Source organism: Thioalkalivibrio sp. ALM2T, assembly GCF_000381505.1.
Classification (GTDB): domain Bacteria; phylum Pseudomonadota; class Gammaproteobacteria; order Ectothiorhodospirales; family Ectothiorhodospiraceae; genus Thioalkalivibrio; species Thioalkalivibrio versutus.
Genome location: NZ_KB906556.1, coordinates 319,276 through 336,351, shown reverse-complemented (window position 1 = coordinate 336,351; position 17,076 = coordinate 319,276). Strand labels below are relative to the sequence as shown.

At 64.5% G+C, this 17,076-nt stretch carries 17 protein-coding genes; 13 read left to right on the top strand and 4 right to left on the bottom strand.

Translation table 11 applies throughout. The features are described 5' to 3' along the window. Positions 1-54: 54 nt before the first annotated feature. On the bottom strand, positions 55-840 hold the full coding sequence (map, locus tag F816_RS0101530) for a type I methionyl aminopeptidase (RefSeq protein ID WP_019568290.1): 786 nt from the start codon (positions 838-840) through the stop codon (positions 55-57). A gap of 244 nt (positions 841-1,084) precedes the next feature. Here map and rpsB point away from each other — a divergent pair, with 244 nt between their 5' ends. The 13 genes from rpsB (at position 1,085) to lpxA (ending at position 13,675) form a co-directional block, all read left to right on the top strand. After that, positions 1,085-1,861 carry a 30S ribosomal protein S2 gene (rpsB, locus tag F816_RS0101525; RefSeq protein ID WP_018145572.1) on the top strand — a complete coding sequence of 259 codons (777 nt, stop codon included), beginning with the start codon at positions 1,085-1,087 and terminating at the stop codon, positions 1,859-1,861. A gap of 60 nt (positions 1,862-1,921) precedes the next feature. Then, positions 1,922-2,791 (top strand): translation elongation factor Ts, encoded by an 870-nt coding sequence (gene tsf, locus F816_RS0101520; protein ID WP_018145573.1) that lies wholly within the window; start codon positions 1,922-1,924, stop codon positions 2,789-2,791. A 103-nt stretch (positions 2,792-2,894) separates the two neighbouring features. Continuing rightward, positions 2,895-3,632, top strand: coding sequence for a UMP kinase (pyrH, locus tag F816_RS0101515; RefSeq protein ID WP_019593240.1), 738 nt, complete (start codon positions 2,895-2,897; stop codon positions 3,630-3,632). After that, a complete protein-coding gene (gene frr, locus F816_RS0101510; protein WP_018145575.1) occupies positions 3,625-4,182 on the top strand; it encodes a ribosome recycling factor in 558 nt (185 codons plus the stop codon). Before pyrH ends, frr begins: the two co-directional genes overlap by 8 nt. A 12-nt stretch (positions 4,183-4,194) precedes the next feature. Continuing rightward, positions 4,195-4,944 carry a polyprenyl diphosphate synthase gene (uppS, locus tag F816_RS0101505; RefSeq protein ID WP_019628130.1) on the top strand — a complete coding sequence of 250 codons (750 nt, stop codon included), beginning with the start codon at positions 4,195-4,197 and terminating at the stop codon, positions 4,942-4,944. Next, entirely contained in the window at positions 4,937-5,773 is an 837-nt protein-coding gene (locus F816_RS0101500) for a phosphatidate cytidylyltransferase (RefSeq protein ID WP_019593238.1), read from the top strand. Before uppS ends, F816_RS0101500 begins: the two co-directional genes overlap by 8 nt. 21 nt (positions 5,774-5,794) lie before the next feature. Beyond that, on the top strand, positions 5,795-6,997 hold the full coding sequence (ispC, locus tag F816_RS0101495) for a 1-deoxy-D-xylulose-5-phosphate reductoisomerase (RefSeq protein ID WP_019593237.1): 1,203 nt from the start codon (positions 5,795-5,797) through the stop codon (positions 6,995-6,997). Next, a complete protein-coding gene (gene rseP / locus F816_RS0101490) occupies positions 6,994-8,355 on the top strand; it encodes an RIP metalloprotease RseP (protein ID WP_019593236.1) in 1,362 nt (453 codons plus the stop codon). Before ispC ends, rseP begins: the two co-directional genes overlap by 4 nt. Positions 8,356-8,427: 72 nt before the next feature. Next, positions 8,428-10,761 (top strand): outer membrane protein assembly factor BamA, encoded by a 2,334-nt coding sequence (gene bamA / locus F816_RS0101485; protein WP_369773221.1) that lies wholly within the window; start codon positions 8,428-8,430, stop codon positions 10,759-10,761. Between the two features lie 44 nt (positions 10,762-10,805). After that, positions 10,806-11,309 (top strand): OmpH family outer membrane protein, encoded by a 504-nt coding sequence (locus F816_RS0101480; protein WP_019571340.1) that lies wholly within the window; start codon positions 10,806-10,808, stop codon positions 11,307-11,309. Next, entirely contained in the window at positions 11,287-12,300 is a 1,014-nt protein-coding gene (lpxD, locus tag F816_RS0101475) for a UDP-3-O-(3-hydroxymyristoyl)glucosamine N-acyltransferase (RefSeq protein ID WP_019593234.1), read from the top strand. Before F816_RS0101480 ends, lpxD begins: the two co-directional genes overlap by 23 nt. A 101-nt stretch (positions 12,301-12,401) precedes the next feature. After that, positions 12,402-12,896 (top strand): 3-hydroxyacyl-ACP dehydratase FabZ, encoded by a 495-nt coding sequence (gene fabZ / locus F816_RS0101470; RefSeq protein WP_018145583.1) that lies wholly within the window; start codon positions 12,402-12,404, stop codon positions 12,894-12,896. After that, positions 12,893-13,675, top strand: a complete 783-nt coding sequence (lpxA, locus tag F816_RS0101465) for an acyl-ACP--UDP-N-acetylglucosamine O-acyltransferase (RefSeq protein WP_018145584.1) — start codon at positions 12,893-12,895, stop codon at positions 13,673-13,675. Before fabZ ends, lpxA begins: the two co-directional genes overlap by 4 nt. 67 nt (positions 13,676-13,742) lie before the next feature. Here lpxA and lpxB read toward each other — a convergent pair whose 3' ends face one another. The 3 genes from lpxB to F816_RS0101450 are packed head-to-tail and all read right to left on the bottom strand — an operon-like array spanning position 13,743 to position 17,057. After that, the gene (gene lpxB, locus F816_RS0101460; protein ID WP_019593233.1) at positions 13,743-14,909 is read right to left on the bottom strand and encodes a lipid-A-disaccharide synthase; all 1,167 of its coding nucleotides are present in this window, start codon (positions 14,907-14,909) and stop codon (positions 13,743-13,745) included. A gap of 40 nt (positions 14,910-14,949) precedes the next feature. Beyond that, complete coding sequence (locus F816_RS0101455; protein ID WP_019593232.1) at positions 14,950-16,047, bottom strand: DegT/DnrJ/EryC1/StrS aminotransferase family protein; 1,098 nt, start codon at positions 16,045-16,047, stop codon at positions 14,950-14,952. Further along, positions 16,044-17,057, bottom strand: coding sequence for a Gfo/Idh/MocA family protein (locus tag F816_RS0101450; protein ID WP_019593231.1), 1,014 nt, complete (start codon positions 17,055-17,057; stop codon positions 16,044-16,046). Before F816_RS0101450 ends, F816_RS0101455 begins: the two co-directional genes overlap by 4 nt. Between the last annotated feature and the right edge of the window lie 19 nt (positions 17,058-17,076).

The following is a 17,076-nucleotide window of genomic DNA, read 5'->3' as shown; positions in this document are numbered from 1 at the left end:
GCTCCGTGGGTTGGGCGGTTCGAATCAGCGGGGAACAGGCGTGATGGCCTTCGATCAGGCCGCGATCTCCTGCGGTGGGGTTTCGTCCTTGCGCAGGGTCAGGATCTCGTATCCGTCGGCGGTGACCAGCAGTGTGTGTTCCCACTGCGCCGACGGACTGTGATCCTTGGTCACGGCGGTCCAGCCATCCGCGAGGATGCGGGTGTGGCGGCGGCCGGCATTGATCATCGGCTCGATGGTAAAGCACATGCCTTCTTTCAGGGTCATGCCGGTGCCAGGCTTGCCATAGTGCAGGACCTGCGGATCCTCGTGGAAGCCGCGCCCGATCCCGTGGCCGCAGAACTCGCGCACCACGGAGCAGCGTTGTGCCTCGGCGTACACCTGAATCGCGTGGCCGATATCGCCCAGCGTTGCGCCCGGGCGAACCTGCTGGATGCCGAGGTACATGCTGGTACGTGCCACGTCGATCACCCGCTGGGCCTGGATGCCGGCCTTGCCGATCACGAACATGCGGCTGGTGTCGCCGTGGAAGCCGTCCTTGATCACGGTGATATCGATATTGAGGATATCGCCGTTCTTCAGCTTGCGATCCCCCGGGATGCCGTGGCAGACCTGATGGTTCACCGAGGTACAGATCGACCTTGGGAAGCCGCGATAGTTGAGTGGGGCCGGGATCGCGTCCTGGGTGTTCACGATGTAGTCGTGACAGATCCGGTCCAGTTCCCCGGTAGTCACGCCGGCTTGCACGTGAGGCTCGATCATCTCGAGGACTTCGGCGGCCAGGCGGCCGGCGACGCGCATGTGTTCGATCTCTTCGGGGGTCTTGATGGAAACGGACATGGGGGCTCCCGCCGCGGCGCCCGGAGGGGCTCGGCGTTTGGTTCGGGTAAGTGTCCTATGCTATAAAGCGCGCGCCTCGCTGGCAATTCGGCGGGGCCGGAAGCCGCCTTTTGCGGGGCGACTCCCGAAACCTTAATCCACACACGCATCGGCACGATCTGTCGGGTGCCCGCCCTCGAAGAAAATTCGGTTCGGGTTTCAGATCGGGATGCGTGGAGGCTCAACCCGTTACAGGAGAAAACTCATGTCCCTCGTGACTATGCGACAGATGCTGGAGGCCGGCGTGCACTTCGGCCACCAGACGCGTTACTGGCATCCCAAGATGGCCCCGTACATCTTCGGGGAACGCAACAAGATTCATATCATCAACCTCGAGAAGTCCCTGCCGATGTTCAACGATGCGTTGAACTTCCTCGGCAAGATCGCTGCCGACGGTGGCCAGATCATGTTCGTCGGCACCAAGCGCTCGGCCCGCGACGTGGTGGCCGAAGAGGCAAACCGTTGCGGCATGCCGCACGTGAGCCACCGCTGGCTGGGCGGCATGCTGACCAACTTCAACACCGTCAAGCAGTCGATCAAGCGCCTGAAGGACCTCGAGACGATGGACGCCGATGGCAGCTTCCAGGTCCTGAACAAGCGCGAGGCCCTGAGCCGTCGCCGCGAAAAGGACAAGCTGGATCGCAGCCTGGGCGGTATCAAGGACATGAACCGCATGCCCGATGCGATGTTCGTGATCGACGTCGGCTACGAGAAGATTGCGGTGGCCGAGGCGAAGAAGCGCGGCATTCCGGTTGTCGCCGTGGTGGATTCCAACCATTCCCCGGAAGGCGTGGATTACGTGATCCCGGGCAACGATGACGCGATGCGTGCGATTCAGCTCTATGTGGCCGCGATCGCCGATACCATCATCGAGGCCAAGGGTGCGGTGACCACGGGCGGCATGGGCGAAGCAGAAGCCGCCGAGCCGGCCGCTGCAACGACTGACGCCCCCGACACCGCGTCGCCCGCCAACCCCGCTTGATAACAGGAGCCGGTCGCCACGCTGGCGGCCGGCTCGAGCATGATTCAGGAGCAAGCAACGATGCAGATTACTGCTGCACAAGTAAAAGAACTGCGCGAGCGCACCGGCGCCGGCATGATGGAATGCAAGAAGGCCCTGACCGAAACCGGCGGCGATCTGGAAGCGGCGGTCGAGGCAATGCGCAAGTCCGGCATGGCCAAGGCCGACAAGAAGGCGGATCGTGTCGCGGCCGAAGGTCGTGTCGAGATTGCCAGCGACGGTTCGCGCGCGGTGATCGTCGAGATCAACTGCGAGACGGACTTCGTTGGCAATGACGACAACTTCCGTGCCTTCACCAGCGCCTGCGCCAATGTGGCGCTGAACACCGCCGCCGATTCGGTGGAAGGCCTGATGACCGAGACCGTCGATGGACAGACCCTGGAAGAACAGCGTACTCAGTTGATCGCCAAGGTTGGCGAGAACGTCCAGGTCCGCCGTTTCGAACGCATGACCGCGGAAGGTGCGCTGGGTTTCTATCAGCATGGTGCCCGGATCGGCGTGCTGGTTGGCCTGAACGGTGGTGACGAACAGCTGGCCAAGGATATCGCGATGCATATCGCGGCGAGCCATCCGGTGTGCATCGACGAGAGTCAGGTGCCGACCGAAATGCTCGACAAGGAACGTGCGATCTTCAAGGCCCAGGCCGAGGAATCGGGCAAGCCGGAGAACATCATCGAGAAGATGATCGAGGGGCGTATCCGCAAGTATCTGGGCGAGATCACCCTGGTGGGCCAGCCGTTTGTGAAGGATCCCGATCAGACGGTCGCACAGCTGCTGGAAAGCAAGGGTGCCTCGGTCTCCGGCTTCATCCGCTTCGAGGTGGGCGAGGGGATCGAGAAGAAGACCGAGAACTTTGCCGAAGAGGTAATGGCTCAGGCGCGCGGCGCCTGATCCAGAAGGACTCCGGGGCGGCCGCTTGATGCGGCCGCTTCCGGATAAAAGGGCCAGAAAAAACTGGCAAGCGAGAACAACCGAGCCCGAGATAAGGAACCCCATGAGTCAGGACAGCCAGCCCGCGTTCCGGCGCATCCTTCTGAAGTTGAGTGGGGAGGCCCTGATGGGTCAGCAATCCTACGGGGTTGACCCGGATGTGCTGGCGCAGGTGGCCGAAGAGGTCTCGGAGCTCTCCCGCATGGGGGTCGAGGTCGGCATCGTGATCGGTGGCGGCAACATCTTCCGGGGTGCGGGTCTGGCACAAGGCGGCATGGACCGGGTGACCGGCGACCACATGGGCATGCTGGCAACCGTTATCAATGCGTTGGCGCTGCAGGATGCGATCGAGCGCGCCGGGCGTTTTTCGCGGGTGATGTCGGCGATCCGCATCAACCAGGTGTGCGAGGACTACATCCGCCGGCGCGCGGTACGGCACCTGGAAAAGGGGCGCATCGTGGTGTTTGCGGCCGGAACCGGCAATCCGTTCTTCACCACCGATTCGGCGGCCAGCCTGCGAGCGATCGAGATCAACGCGGACATCATGATCAAGGCGACCAAGGTCGACGGGGTCTACGATGCCGATCCGATGACCACCACGGATGCCCGACGCTACGAGCGGCTGACGTTCGACGATGCGCTGGAACAGCGTCTGGGTGTAATGGATACCACGGCTCTGGTGATGTGCCGAGACAATGGCCTGCCGATCCGTGTAATGAACATGTTTGCCAAGGGCGACCTGCAACGGCTCGTGATGGGCGAGGCGGTCGGCACCTTGGTCGAGGGAGCCCGTAATGAGTGACGCCACCCTGAAAGATGCGCGCGAACGCATGGACAAGAGCCTGGAAGCGCTGCGCAACGAGCTATCGAAGATTCGAACCGGCCGTGCGCACCCCACGCTGCTCGAACATGTGCATGTGGAGTACTACGGCATGGATGTGCCGATCAACCAGGTCGCGAACATCAATGCCGAGGACGCACGCACGCTCTCCGTGGTGCCGTACGAGAAGGACATGGTCGGCAAGATCGAAAAGGCCATCATGACTTCGGATCTGGGACTCAATCCGGCGAGCATGGGGACGACCATCCGTGTGCCGCTGCCGGCGCTGACCGAAGAACGTCGCCGTGACCTGGTCAAGGTGGTCCGGGCTGAAGCCGAGCACGCGCGGGTAGCCGTGCGCAATATCCGGCGGGATGCCAACAACGCCTTCAAGCAGCTGGTCAAGGACAAGGAGATGTCCGAAGACGACGAGCACAAGGCGCAGGATCAGATCCAGAAGCTGACCGACGACCACATCGCCAAGGTGGACGCGATGCTTGCGGACAAGGAAGCCGAGTTGATGGAAGTCTGACCGGCGCAGGCGATGCCGGTTACTACTTCACCCAGCGAGGCGCTCCCTGCGCACGTGGCCATCGTCATGGACGGCAACGGGCGTTGGGCCGAGGCTCGAGGTCTGAGTCGTTCCGAAGGCCACCGGGCGGGGCTGGAGGCGACGCGGCATGCCGTGCGGTTTTTCGCCGAACAAGGCGTGGGCACCCTGACGCTGTTTGCCTTTAGCAGCGAGAACTGGGGCCGCCCGCGCGAAGAGGTCGAGGCACTGTTCGATCTGTTTGTGTCCGCCATCGAGGCGGAACTCCCGGAGCTTATCGAGCGCGGTATCGCGCTCACCTTTATTGGCGATCGTGCAAGCTTCCCGTCGGATCTGCAGACGCGGATGGCGGAAGCCGAGCAGGCCTCTGCCGCCAACGAAGCGATGCGGGTTGTCGTGGCGCTGGGATACGGTGGCCGCTGGGACATCCTGCAGGCGGCACGCCGCTGGGTAGCCGCCGGCGATGAAGGGGCGAATCCCGAGACTTCTTTTGCCGGCTATTTGAGCACGGCCGGGATGCCGGACGTCGATCTGTTGATCCGCACCGGCGGCGAACGCCGCATCAGCAATTTCCTCCTGTGGCAGGCGGCGTATGCCGAGTTGCTCTTCATCGAGACGTTCTGGCCGGACATCACAGCCGATGATCTGCGACAGGGGCTGGCGTGGTATGCGAGTCGCCAGCGGCGTTTCGGCTGCGTGACCGGAGCCGCCGAGGCAAGTGCGCGGGAGGTGCCGAGTGCTTAAACAACGGATTCTGACCGCCGCGGCACTGGGTTTGCCGGCGCTGGCCCTGGTGGCCTGGGGCCCGAACTGGGCGGTGCTGGCGTTGGTCGCGCTGGTCCTCGGGTTGGCGACCTGGGAGTGGGGTGGACTGGCCGGGCTCGAAAACCCGTTGGCACGCGGTGCGCTGGTGGCGGCCGTGGTGGTTCCCGTGCTCGCGCTCGGGCTGGCGCCGATTGCGGGGTTGCACTACCTGATCCTGGGTCTGGTGTTGCTGTGGTGGCTGGTGATCCTGTTGCTGTTGCCGTTTTATCGCGAGCGCGACACGGCCGCACCGGCATCCAGTCGGACCCTCTTTGCGGTGGCCGCGATCATGACGTTGGTGCCGGCTGGAATGGGCCTGGTTTGGCTGCATGCCCTGGCGCCTTTTCTGGTGGTCTATCTGGTGGTGCTGGTTGGCCTGGCCGACACCGGGGCGTATTTCGCCGGGAAGGCGTTCGGGCGCAACCCGCTGGCGCCGCATATCAGTCCCGGGAAGACCCGCGAGGGCTTGCTTGGTGGTCTAGTGACGGTGCTGGCCTTCGCGATCGTGGTGGCGGCCGTTTGGGGCCTCGAGCCGATGGACGCGATGGTATTCCTGTTGCTGTCGGTGCTGATCGGGCTGGTCTCGGTCGTGGGGGACCTGTTTGAGAGCATCCTGAAGCGACAGGCTGGCGAGAAGGACAGTGGTTCCTTGCTGCCGGGCCACGGGGGTATTCTGGACCGGTTCGACAGCATGGTCGCGGCGGCTCCGGTTTTCCTGGCGGGGTTGCTGTGGCTGGCGCTGATCCCGGCCCCGCCGGTGGCGGCATAGCGCGAACGGAAGCAGGTACCCATGAAGACGACGCAGATCACCATTCTCGGATCAACCGGCAGCATCGGGTTGAGTACGCTCGATGTCGTGGCGCGTCAGCAGGAACGCTTCCGCGTGTATGCCCTGACGGCGCATCGCAATGTGGAGCGCATGCGCACGCAGTGCCTGGCGCATCACCCGGAGGTGGCGGTGATGGTCGATCCCGATGCCGCCGAGGCCCTGCGCACGGCTTTGGCGGCGGTCGGCTCGCGCACCGAGGTGCGGGCGGGTGCGGAGGCCCTGGCGGAGGTCGCCCGGGAACCCCGGGTCGACGCGGTGATGGCGGCGATCGTGGGCGCAGCCGGGCTGTTGCCGACGCTGGCCGCGGCCGAGGCGGGCAAACGAGTGCTGCTCGCCAACAAAGAGGCGCTGGTCATGTCCGGGGCCTTGCTGATGGATGCCGTGCGCCGCTCCGGTGCCTGTCTGCTGCCGATCGATTCCGAGCACAACGCGATCTTTCAGTGCCTTCCCAATGGTTACGTCTGTGCCGAGTCGGTGACACCGCACGGGGCACGCCGGATTTGGCTCACCGCATCGGGGGGGCCGTTTCGCGACCGTCCGCTGGACAGTTTTGCCGGGATTACGCCGGACGAAGCCTGCGCCCACCCCAACTGGGATATGGGGCGCAAGATCTCGGTGGACTCGGCGACGATGATGAACAAGGGGCTCGAGGTGATCGAGGCCTGCTGGCTGTTTGCCGTGGCGCCCTCGACAATCCAGGTTGTACTGCACCCGCAGAGCATCGTGCATTCGATGGTGGCCTACGATGACGGGTCGGTGCTCGCGCAACTCGGCAACCCCGACATGCGCACACCAATCGCCCATGCGCTGGCCTGGCCCGAGCGCATGGCGTCGGGCGTTGAACCGCTGGATCTGCTCACGATGGGCAAGCTGGAGTTCTCCGAGCCGGAAGCCGCGCGTTTCCCGGCGCTCGGTCTCGCCTACGCCGCATTGGAGCGTGGAGGGACGGCCACCGCAGTTCTCAATGCGGCCAATGAAGTGGCGGTGGATGCCTTCCTGGGAGAACGTCTGGCCTTCAGCGAGATCCCGGGGGTGATCGCCACGACCCTGGAGGCGATCGAGGCGGAGGCGGTCGATTCGCTGGAGCGCGTCCTGGGTGCGGACCGGCGAGCTCGCGAGGTCGCGAGCGAGTATGTCGCGAACGCACGATCCGTCCTGTCATGACGTTCCTGACGAGCCTTCTGGCGTTTGCGGTGGCCATTGGCGTACTGGTGACCGTGCACGAATATGGGCACTACCTCGCCGCCCGTCTGATGGGGGTGAAGGTGCTGCGCTTCTCGGTGGGTTTCGGCCGGCCGATTTTCAAGCGCTACTTCGGGCGGGACCGGACGGAATTCGTGATTGCCGCGTTGCCGCTGGGTGGCTACGTGAAGATGCTCGACGAGCGCGAGGGTCCGGTGGCGCAGGAGGAGGTCACGCGCGCCTTCAACCAGAAAGGTCTTGGGGCCCGTACGTTCGTGGTGTCGGCCGGCCCGGCGGCGAATTTCCTGCTTGCGATCCTGGTATACGCCGTGATGTTCATGGTGGGCGTGGGCGGGATCAAGCCCATTCTGGGCGAGGTCGCGCCGGATACGCCGGCCGCCGAGGCGGGCCTCGAGCGGGGGCAGGAGATCCTGCGGGTGGGCGATCGTGAAGTGGTGGATTGGGAGCAGGCCAACCTGCGACTGCTGGACCACGCGGTTCGCGGCGAGGCCGTCACCCTGCTGCTGCGCGGCACGGACGGTCGAGAGATCGAGCGGGAGGTGGACCTGCGGGATCGCCAGGCGTTGCTGGCGGAGGGGCAGTTCCTCGACAAGCTGGGTTTGCAGCCCTATCGGCCGAGGCTGGAACCGCGGATCGGTGCCGTCGAGGGTGGGAGCCCGGCGGCGGCGGCCGGACTGGAGGTCGGGGATCGTGTGCTGGCAGTGGACGGCGAGCCGCTCGCGGACTGGAATCGCTGGGTCGAGGTTGTGCGTGCGCATCCAGAAGCCGACCTGCGGGTCACCGTGGAGCGCGACGGTCGGACCCTGGAACTATGGATGACGCCGGAGGCGACGGATCACGAGGGGCTGGCCATCGGTCGTATCGGCGCGGGCGTGGATACGGATCAATCGGCGGCACGGGACATGGCCGTACTGGTGCGCCAGGGTCCGGGATCGGCATTTGTCTCGGGGGCGGAGCGGACGTGGGATGTGACCGTCCTGACACTTGGCATCCTCTGGCGAATGCTCACCGGTGATGCGTCGGTTAAAAATATCAGCGGACCGGTTACCATAGCCGAGTTTGCGGGGGTCTCGGCAGTGATCGGGATTTCGGCGTTCCTGGGATTTCTCGGGCTGGTGAGCGTGTCGCTCGGGATCATCAATCTGCTGCCGATCCCGATGCTGGATGGCGGCCATTTGCTGTACTACGCCGCCGAGGCGGTGAAGGGCAGCCCGGTGTCGGAGCGCACCCAGATAATCGGTCAGCAGGTGGGTCTGCTGGCGATCGCGGGGCTGATGATACTGGCCCTGTACAATGATTTGACACGACTGTTCGGTTAGGCGAAGTCACGCTGGAGCGCACCCCGGGTGCCTCGATCAGCCCACCGAACGGCCTATTTTTTGGCGGAGAGCATGGCGCGAAACAGCTTGAGAGGAATGGCCCTGGTCGGTTTGATGAGCCTGGCGGGGACGGCCTGGGGCCAGGCCTACGAGATCGAGGATATCGAGATCGAGGGGCTGGAACGGATCACCGCCGGTACCGCGCTCAGTTATCTGCCCGTGCAGGTTGGGGATACCTTCGACGACAATCGCAGTCCGGAGGTGATCCGCGAGCTGTTCCAGACCGGCTTCTTCGACGATGTGGAGATTGCCCGGCGCGGGGACGTCCTCGTTGTGATCGTCTCGGAACGCCCCGCGATCAACGAGATCAATTTTTCCGGGAACCGGGATATCCCCGACGAGGGCTTGCGCGAGGCGCTGGATTCGGCCGGCCTGCGTTCCGGGCGGGTGTTCAACCGCACGATGCTGGACCGCATCGAGAGCGAGCTGCGCCAGCAGTATTTCGCGCGCGGGCGCTACAACGTCCAGGTCGATGTGGAGATCGTGGAACTGCCGCGTAACCGCGTGGACATCGAGATCGACATTACCGAAGGGCCGGTGGCCAAAATCCGCCAGGTCAATGTGGTGGGCAACGAGAGCTACTCGGGTCGTGAACTGACCCGGCGTTTCGAGTCCGGCGTGCCACGCTGGTGGGCCTTTTTCAGTCGGCGTGACAACTACTCGCGCGAGAAGCTGTCCGGGGATCTGGAACAGTTGCGTTCGCATTATCTGGATCAGGGTTTCCTGGAGTTCGATATCGACTCCACTCAGGTGACGCTGACGCCGGATCGGCGGGATCTGTTCATCACGATCAACGTCGACGAGGGTGATCGCTATACGGTGACGGGTGTGGACCTCGCCGGGGAGTTCGTGATCCCGCGGGAGGAGCTGGAAAGCCTTATCGACGTGGACATCGATGCGCCGTTTTCGCGTAGCCAGGTGACCGAATCGGCCGAACGGATCAGCGAACGCCTGACCCGGGAGGGTTTCGCGTTCGCCAACGTGAACCCGGTGCCCGACGTGGACGAGGACAACCGCGAAGTGGCCATCACGTTCTTCGTCGACCCGGGTCCGCGCGTCTATGTTCGGAACATCCGGATCACCGGCAATCAGAACACCGAGGAACGGGTGTATCGCCGCGAGATGCGGCAGATGGAGAGCGCCTGGTACAACGGGGCGTTGGTCGAACGTTCCCGGGTGCGTGTCCAGCGGCTGCCGTTCGTCCAGAGCGTGAACGTGGAGACCGAGCGGGTCGCCGGCACCGATGACGAAGTGGACCTGAATATCACCGTGACCGAGCAGCAGTCCGGGGCCTTGTCGCTGGGCGCCGGGTTCTCGCAGAACCAGGGGCTGCTGCTGACCGCGAGCCTGACACAGGACAACTTCCTTGGGACCGGCAACCGCTTCTCCACCGAGGTGAGTACCAGCAAGGTCAACCAGCTGTTCCGGATGAGCGTCACCAATCCGCACTTCACCCCCTCCGGTGCGAGTCGCGGGTTCTCCGTGTTCTATCGCAAGATCGATGCCGAGGAGGCCAACATCTCGCGGTATTCATCTAACCGCTTTGGCTTCGATGTGACCTACGGGATTCCGCTGTCGGAGTTCGACCGGATTCAGGTGCGCCCGGGTTTCGAGAACATCGAAATCGAGACGGTCGAACGCTCCGACACTCGTATCGGAACCCCGGACGAGATCATCGACGAGCTGGACGAATTCGGCGATTCCGCGAACCTCTACAAGCTGGAGACCAGCTATATTCACGACACTCGGGACAGCACGACCTTCGCTTCGCAAGGCCGTCGTCATCGGGTCGGCCTGGAAGTCACGGTGCCGGGCAGTGACCGCGAGTTCTACAAGCTCACCTATTCGGGTCAGGAGATCTTCCGGTTGTCCGATCGGTACTCCTTCAGCCTCTCCGCCGGGCTCGCGTATGCGGACGGCTACGGAGGGGATGACGTCCCGTTCTATGAACGGCTGTTTGCCGGGGGCATTCGCTCGGTTCGCGGTTACGAGGACAACCAGCTGGGCGATCTGCGACCGATCCGCGATGGTCAGGTGGCGACACGTGATTCCAATGATGATCCCTACGGTGGGCGTTTCCGGACTACGCTTTCCGCGGAATTGTTCTTCCCGATGCCGTTTGCGGCCGACAACGATGCAGTCCGCATGAGCACCTTTGTGGACGCGGGGAATGTGTTCCATGATGTGTCGGACTTTGATACCAGCGAGTTGCGGGCATCGGCGGGTGTGGCGGTGACCTGGTTCTCGCCAGTGGGGCCGCTGAGCTTCAGCGTGGCCGAGCCGTTCAACAATCAGCCGGGTGACGAGCTGCAGCGCTTCCAGTTCCTGCTGGGGGCCAGTTTCTGAGGATGATCGATGCAAGCGCATCGGGAGGCGTCATGAGATCCGGGATGGCCTGGTTCGCGGCGGTGATTCTCGTTGCCAGCGGATGGCTGGTGGTACCCGCTGTCGCCGGGGCGCAAAACGTGGCATTCGTGACGATGAACCGGATTCTCGAGGATTCGCCGCAGGCCGAAGAGGCGATGCGCGAACTGGAGCGCGAGTTCTCGCCACGCGATTCGGAGCTGGTGGCGGAGCGTGAAGAGCTGCAGCGGCTGCGTGACCGGCTGGAACGTGACGGCGACCTGATGAACCCATCGGAACGGGCGGATCTGGAGCGGGAGTTCTCGCAACGTTCGCGCGAATTCCGGCGGGCGCAGGAGAGCTTCAGCGAAGACCTGAACGTACGCCGCAACGAAGAGCTGGCCAAACTGCAGCGACGGATCAACGATGCCATCGTCGATCTCGCCCGGGAACGCGACATTGATCTGATCCTGACCGAGCGCAACGTGCTGTATGCCAGTGACCGCATCGACATCACGGACGACATCCTTGCCACAATGCAGCGAGATTGACGGCGGGTATTCGGCCCGCGAGCTGGCGGAGGCGCTGGGCGGGCAGCTCACGGGCGATGACGAACGCCGCTTCACCGGGTTGAGCCCGCTGGCCACCGCAGGCCCCTGCGATTTGAGTTTTGTGACGGACGCCGGGCGTCATGCCGAGGCCCTGGCGGCGAGTGCCGCGGGTGTGATCCTGGTACCGGTGGCCGCGGGGCTGCAAGCGACGTCTTCCCGAACCCTGATCCACCTGGATGATGTCTACCTGGGCTATGCCCGAGCGAGTCAGTGGCTGGGCAGGCCACGTCGCGCCCGAGCTGCGGGTGTCCATCCGGGTGCGTTTGTGGATCCCGAGTCCGCGGTTGCTCCCGACGCTTGCGTGGGGCCTGGGGCGGTGATCGGCGCGGGGGCGACGGTGGGAGCCCGGAGTGTCGTGGGGGCGCACTGCGTGGTGGGCGAGGGGGTGACGGTGGGGGCCGATACCTTCCTGCACCCCCGTGTGACCCTGCTCGAAGGGGTTGTGGTGGGGGATCGCTGCATCCTGCACAGTGGTTGCGTGATCGGGGCTGATGGCTTTGGTTTCGCCCCCGCGGGCGACCACGGTTGGGAGAAGATCGAACAGCTGGGCCATGTCGTGATCGGTTCCGATGTGGAAATTGGAGCAAACACGACCATCGATCGCGGGGCGTTGCGCGCGACGCGGATCGGGAGGGGTGTGAAGATCGACAACCTGGTTCATGTTGCCCATAACGTCGAGATTGGCGACGATACAGCCATCGCCGGCTGTGTGGGGATCGCGGGCAGTGCCCGGATCGGCGCACATTGCGCAATCGGGGGTGGTGCCGGGATCCTGGGCCACCTGTCCATCGTGGATCACGTCACCATTCATGCGATGACCCTGGTCACGCGCTCCATTACGCGGCCGGGTCACTACGCCTCGGGCGTCCCGCATCAAGAGGCCCGGTTGTGGAATCGCATGCTGGCCCGACTGCGCCGTCTGGCGCGTTAGGCGATCGAGGGGCGATTAATCGGCCCTGGTAGTAACTGGCCTTGCCGCGTGTGGGGAGGCCGAGTCGAACGTCGTATTGCACGTCCCGCGCAGCGGTCCGGATGCGGCACAACAAGATCAAGAGAAAGGACACCGGCGTGGATGACTTTAATGTCCAGGAGATCATGCGCTACCTGCCGCATCGTTACCCGTTCCTGATGGTGGATCGGGTGCTGGAGTGGGAGGCGGGCAGCTATCTGACGGGGATCAAGAACGTCAGCATCAACGAACCGTATTTCCAGGGGCACTTCCCGATCAAGCCGGTGATGCCCGGGGTTCTGATCCTCGAGGCCCTGGCACAGGCGACTGGCCTGCTTGCGTTCAAGACCGAAGAGGCGCGTAACGAGAACCAGGACAAGCAGCAGCTATACCTGTTTGTCGGGATCGACGAGGCGCGCTTCCGGCGCCAGGTGGTACCCGGGGATCAACTCCACCTGCGGGTGGATCTGAAGCGTACGGTGCGGGGCATCTGGCGCTTCGACGCGGTCGCGAAGGTGGGCGACGACGTGTGCGCGACGGCGCAGCTCATGTGTTCCGGTCAGGAAATCCCGGCGTGATCGATCCGCGCGCGGACGTCCACCCCAGCGCCGAGATCGACAGCTCGGTGACGATCGGGCCGTTCTCGGTCATCGGTGCCAATGTGAAGATCGGCGCGGATACCTGGGTGGGCCCGCATGTGGTGATCAACGGACCGACCGAGATCGGGCGGGAAAACCGAATCTTTCAGTTCTCCTCGATCGGGGAGGAGCCTCAGGACACCAGCTATCGGGGTGAACCCACGCGGCTGATCATCGGCGATCGCAACGTGATTCGGGAGTCGGTAACGCTGCACCGCGGAACCGAGAAGGGGTTGGGTGAGACGGTCATCGGGCACGATAACCTGATCATGGCGTATGTCCACATCGCGCACGACTGCACGATCGGGAACGGCATCATCTTCTCCAATGCTACTTCGCTTGCGGGGCACGTGGAGATCCAGGATCACGCAACGCTGGGTGGTTTCACCCTGGTGCATCAGTTCTGTCGCGTGGGTACCTACGCCTTCACCAGCATGGGTGCGGCGCTGAACCGTGACCTCCCGCCGTATTGCCTGGCGAGCGGCAACTATGCGCGGCTGATCGGGATCAACAAGGTTGGCCTAAAGCGCAACGGTTTCTCCAATGACGCCATTCAGGCGCTCCACCGGGTATTCATCCAGGGAATGCGTGGACGTGCCGGGCGCGAGAGTCATCTGGACGCCATGTTCGAGGAGACCGAGGTGCCCGAGGTGCGCAATCTGATCGGTTTCGTGCGCGGCAGTCGTCGCGGCATTCTGCGCGGCGGTCGTCCGCACTGACGCGGTCGCCTCGGGACAGGGCCCAGCGTGCTGCCCAATCGGTTGCTCCCCAAACGAACCGTCGCCCTTAGATCGGCTTCTCGCTGTCCCTTAGTTGGCCGTGGCGCAGGAGTTCGTGCGCCATTTCGGCCACGCGGCGGTCGGCTCCACCATTGCCCAGGCGATCGCGCACCTGCGCCAGGCGATCGCGCATCGCTTCCAGAGCCGCGGGGCGGTCGAGCAGATCCGCTGCGTCGCGGGCCAGGCGCTCGGCGGTGGCATGCTGTTGCAGGTATTCGGGCACCAGGCGCTCGCCGCCCACGATGTTGACCAGGGCGATGTTCTCGACCCGCACGAGACGCGAGAAGACTGCGTGGCTCAGGGTGCCCATGCGGTAGAACACCAGCATCGGGGCCTGGAGCAGACCGGCCTCCAGGGTTGCCGTGCCCGAGGCGATCAGCAATAGATCGGCCCCCGCCATCAGGGAGTGGGTGGCCGCGTCGCCGCCCACGAAATGCACGGGGAGATCGTCACAGGTGGCGAGGGCCCCCAGGTCTTCCGTGGTGACCCCCGGCGCCATGGAGGCCACGAACTGGATGTCCGGGTGCGATCCGTGGAGGCGGCGGGCGGTGTCCAGGAGCATGGGCCAGTGGCGCTTCAGTTCGCCATTGCGGCTGCCGGGGAGAAGCCCGATCAGGCGCGTATTGGCCGCGAGGCCAAGCTGTTCGCGAATCGGCTGTTTGGGCGGCTGAACCCGATCCACAAGCGGGTTTCCGACATAGCGGACTGGCACCCCGGCCTTCTCGTAGACGTCGGTCTCGAAGGGAAAAAGTACCGCCATCGCGTCCACGCTGTGCTGGATCCGCTTGATCCGGCCCGAACGCCACGCCCACAGCTGCGGGCTGACATAGAACAGCACGCGGATATCGAGGCGGCGGGCGTGGGCGGCCAGGCGCAGGTTGAACTCCACATAGTCCACCAGGATCAGCAGGTCCGGGCGATGGGTCTCCAGGTGCTGGCACATGCGCCGGAACAGGCGGCGCAGGCGCGGGTAGTTGACCAGCACATCGACCAGGCCCACCACGGCCAGTTCGGAGACGTCGATCAGGGTGTCGACCCCGGCGGCGCGCATCTGCGTCCCGCCCATGCCCGTGTAGCGGAGACCCGGCTCCAGTGCCGAGAGTTCGTGAACCAGTCCCGCCCCGAGTGCGTCACCGGAGCTCTCGCCGGCGCAGATCACGACATGCTGCGTCATGACCGGTTGAGGCCCCCTGTGGAAGCGATGTCGCGTGGCGTCACGCGAGGGCGTCGCGGATCTTCCCGCAGATCATGTCGATGGTGGCGTCCTCGAGTTCCGGGAACACCGGCAGGGACAGACAGCGCGCGGCGACGTCTTCGGTGACGGGCAGCGATTCCGGCCGGTTCGGGAGATCGGCGAAGGCCTTTTGCTGATGCAGGGGTACCGGGTAGTAGATTGCGCAGGCCACGTCAGCGGCCTTGAGGGCCTCCATGATCGCGTCGCGATGATCGGTCAGCAGCGTGTACTGGTGGTAGACGTGGACCCCGATGCCATCCTCGAACGGCACTTCGACCGGCAGCCCGGCCAGACCGTCGCGATAACGTGCCGCCACCCGGCGGCGTTCGGCGTTGTAGGTGTCGATGTGGGGGAGCTTCACCCGCAGGATGGCGGCCTGCATCTCGTCCAGCCGGCTGTTGTAGCCGATCTCGTCGTGGTAATAGCGCACGCTGGAGCCGTGGTTGCGCAATCGGCGCAGGGTGTCAGCGGCAGACGGGCAGTTGGTGGTCACCAGACCGCCGTCGCCGAAGGCCCCGAGGTTCTTGCTGGGGAAGAACGAAAAACAGCCGAAGGCGGTGGCCGCGCCAGTCTGTACGCCATCGACCGTTGCGCCGAAGGACTGTGCACAATCCTCGACGATCATCACCTTGTGCTTCTCGGCGATGGCCTGAAGCCGCGGCATGTCGGCCGGCTGGCCGAACAGGTGGACCGGCAGGATCGCGCGGGTGCGCTCGGTGATGGCCGCCTCGACCTGGTCCGGGTCGATGTTGAAGGTGCGCGGGTCGATGTCCACGAATACCGGGTCGGCCCCGACATAACGGATCGCCTCGGCCGTGGCAATGAAGGTAAACGGGGTGGTGATGACCTCGTCGCCCGGGCCGATGCCGGCCGCGGCCAGCGCCAGATGCAGGGCATCCGTGCCGGAGGCACAGGTGATCGCGTGTTCCACGCCCAGGTACTCGGCGAGCTCCTGCTCCAGGGTCTGGACGTTGGGGCCGAGGATAAAGCGCGCACCGGCCAGCACGTCCTGTAGCGCGGCATCGATTTCGGGGCGCAGGGTCTGGTACTGGCGCTGCAGGTCGACCATCGGGATCACGGCTTGACTCCTGTGGGGTTCGCGTCGAGGTGGCTGTGCGGACCGTCGGCCCGGCTCATGATGTTCAGGTTCTCGTAGACCAGGTCGGTGATGCGGCTGGCCGTTTCCAGGGCGCGCTGGCCGTCACGGCCGCTGACCACGACCGGTCCCTGACCGCGCACGGCGGCGACAAAGGCCTGGATCTCGGCTAGCAGGGCATCCGCCTCGTCGAAGACACTCTCCGTGCGGTGAATCGCAGGGGCTCCCGTCTCCGGATCGGGTTCGCCAATGTGGTTCAGCGACAGGATGCGGTTCTGGAAGTCCACCGAGGCGTAGGCATGTGACTGGAAGATGCGCATGCGCCGCTCGGACTTGGTGCTGATGCGACTGGAGGTCACGTTGGCTACACAGCCGTCCGCGAATTCCAGCCGGGCATTGGCGATGTCGATGTCGCCGGTCAGCACGCGTGCGCCGGAGGCGCGAATCTCGGTCAGCGGGGCATCCACCAGCGACAGGATGATGTCGATGTCGTGGATCATCAGATCGAGCACGACCGACACGTCGGTGGCGCGCGGCTTGTAGGGTGCCAGGCGGTGCGACTCGATAAACCGCGGGTGCAGCGGGGTCTCGGTCAGTCGGCGCAGTGCGGCATTGAAGCGTTCCAGGTGCCCGACCTGGAGGACGACGCCCTGCTGCTCGGCGATCTGGTTCAGCGTCTCGGCCTGCTCCAGGGTGGCGGTAATCGGTTTCTCGACCAGGACATGACAACCGGCCTCGAGGAAGTCCCGGGCGATGTCGAAATGCAGGGTAGTCGGCGCGGCGATGGAGACCGCATCGACCTGACCGATCAGGGCGCGATGGTCGGTCTCCGCGCGGCAGCCGTGCTCCGCCGCGACGCGGCTGGCGGTTTCGGAATCGGCATCGACCACGGCAACCAGTTCGGTGTCCGGCAGCGCGGCGTATTTGGCGGCATGCCATTTGCCAAGATGGCCCACGCCGATGGCGGCGCAGCGTAACGGAGATTGGGACATGAGTAGGCTCGGATCCGGA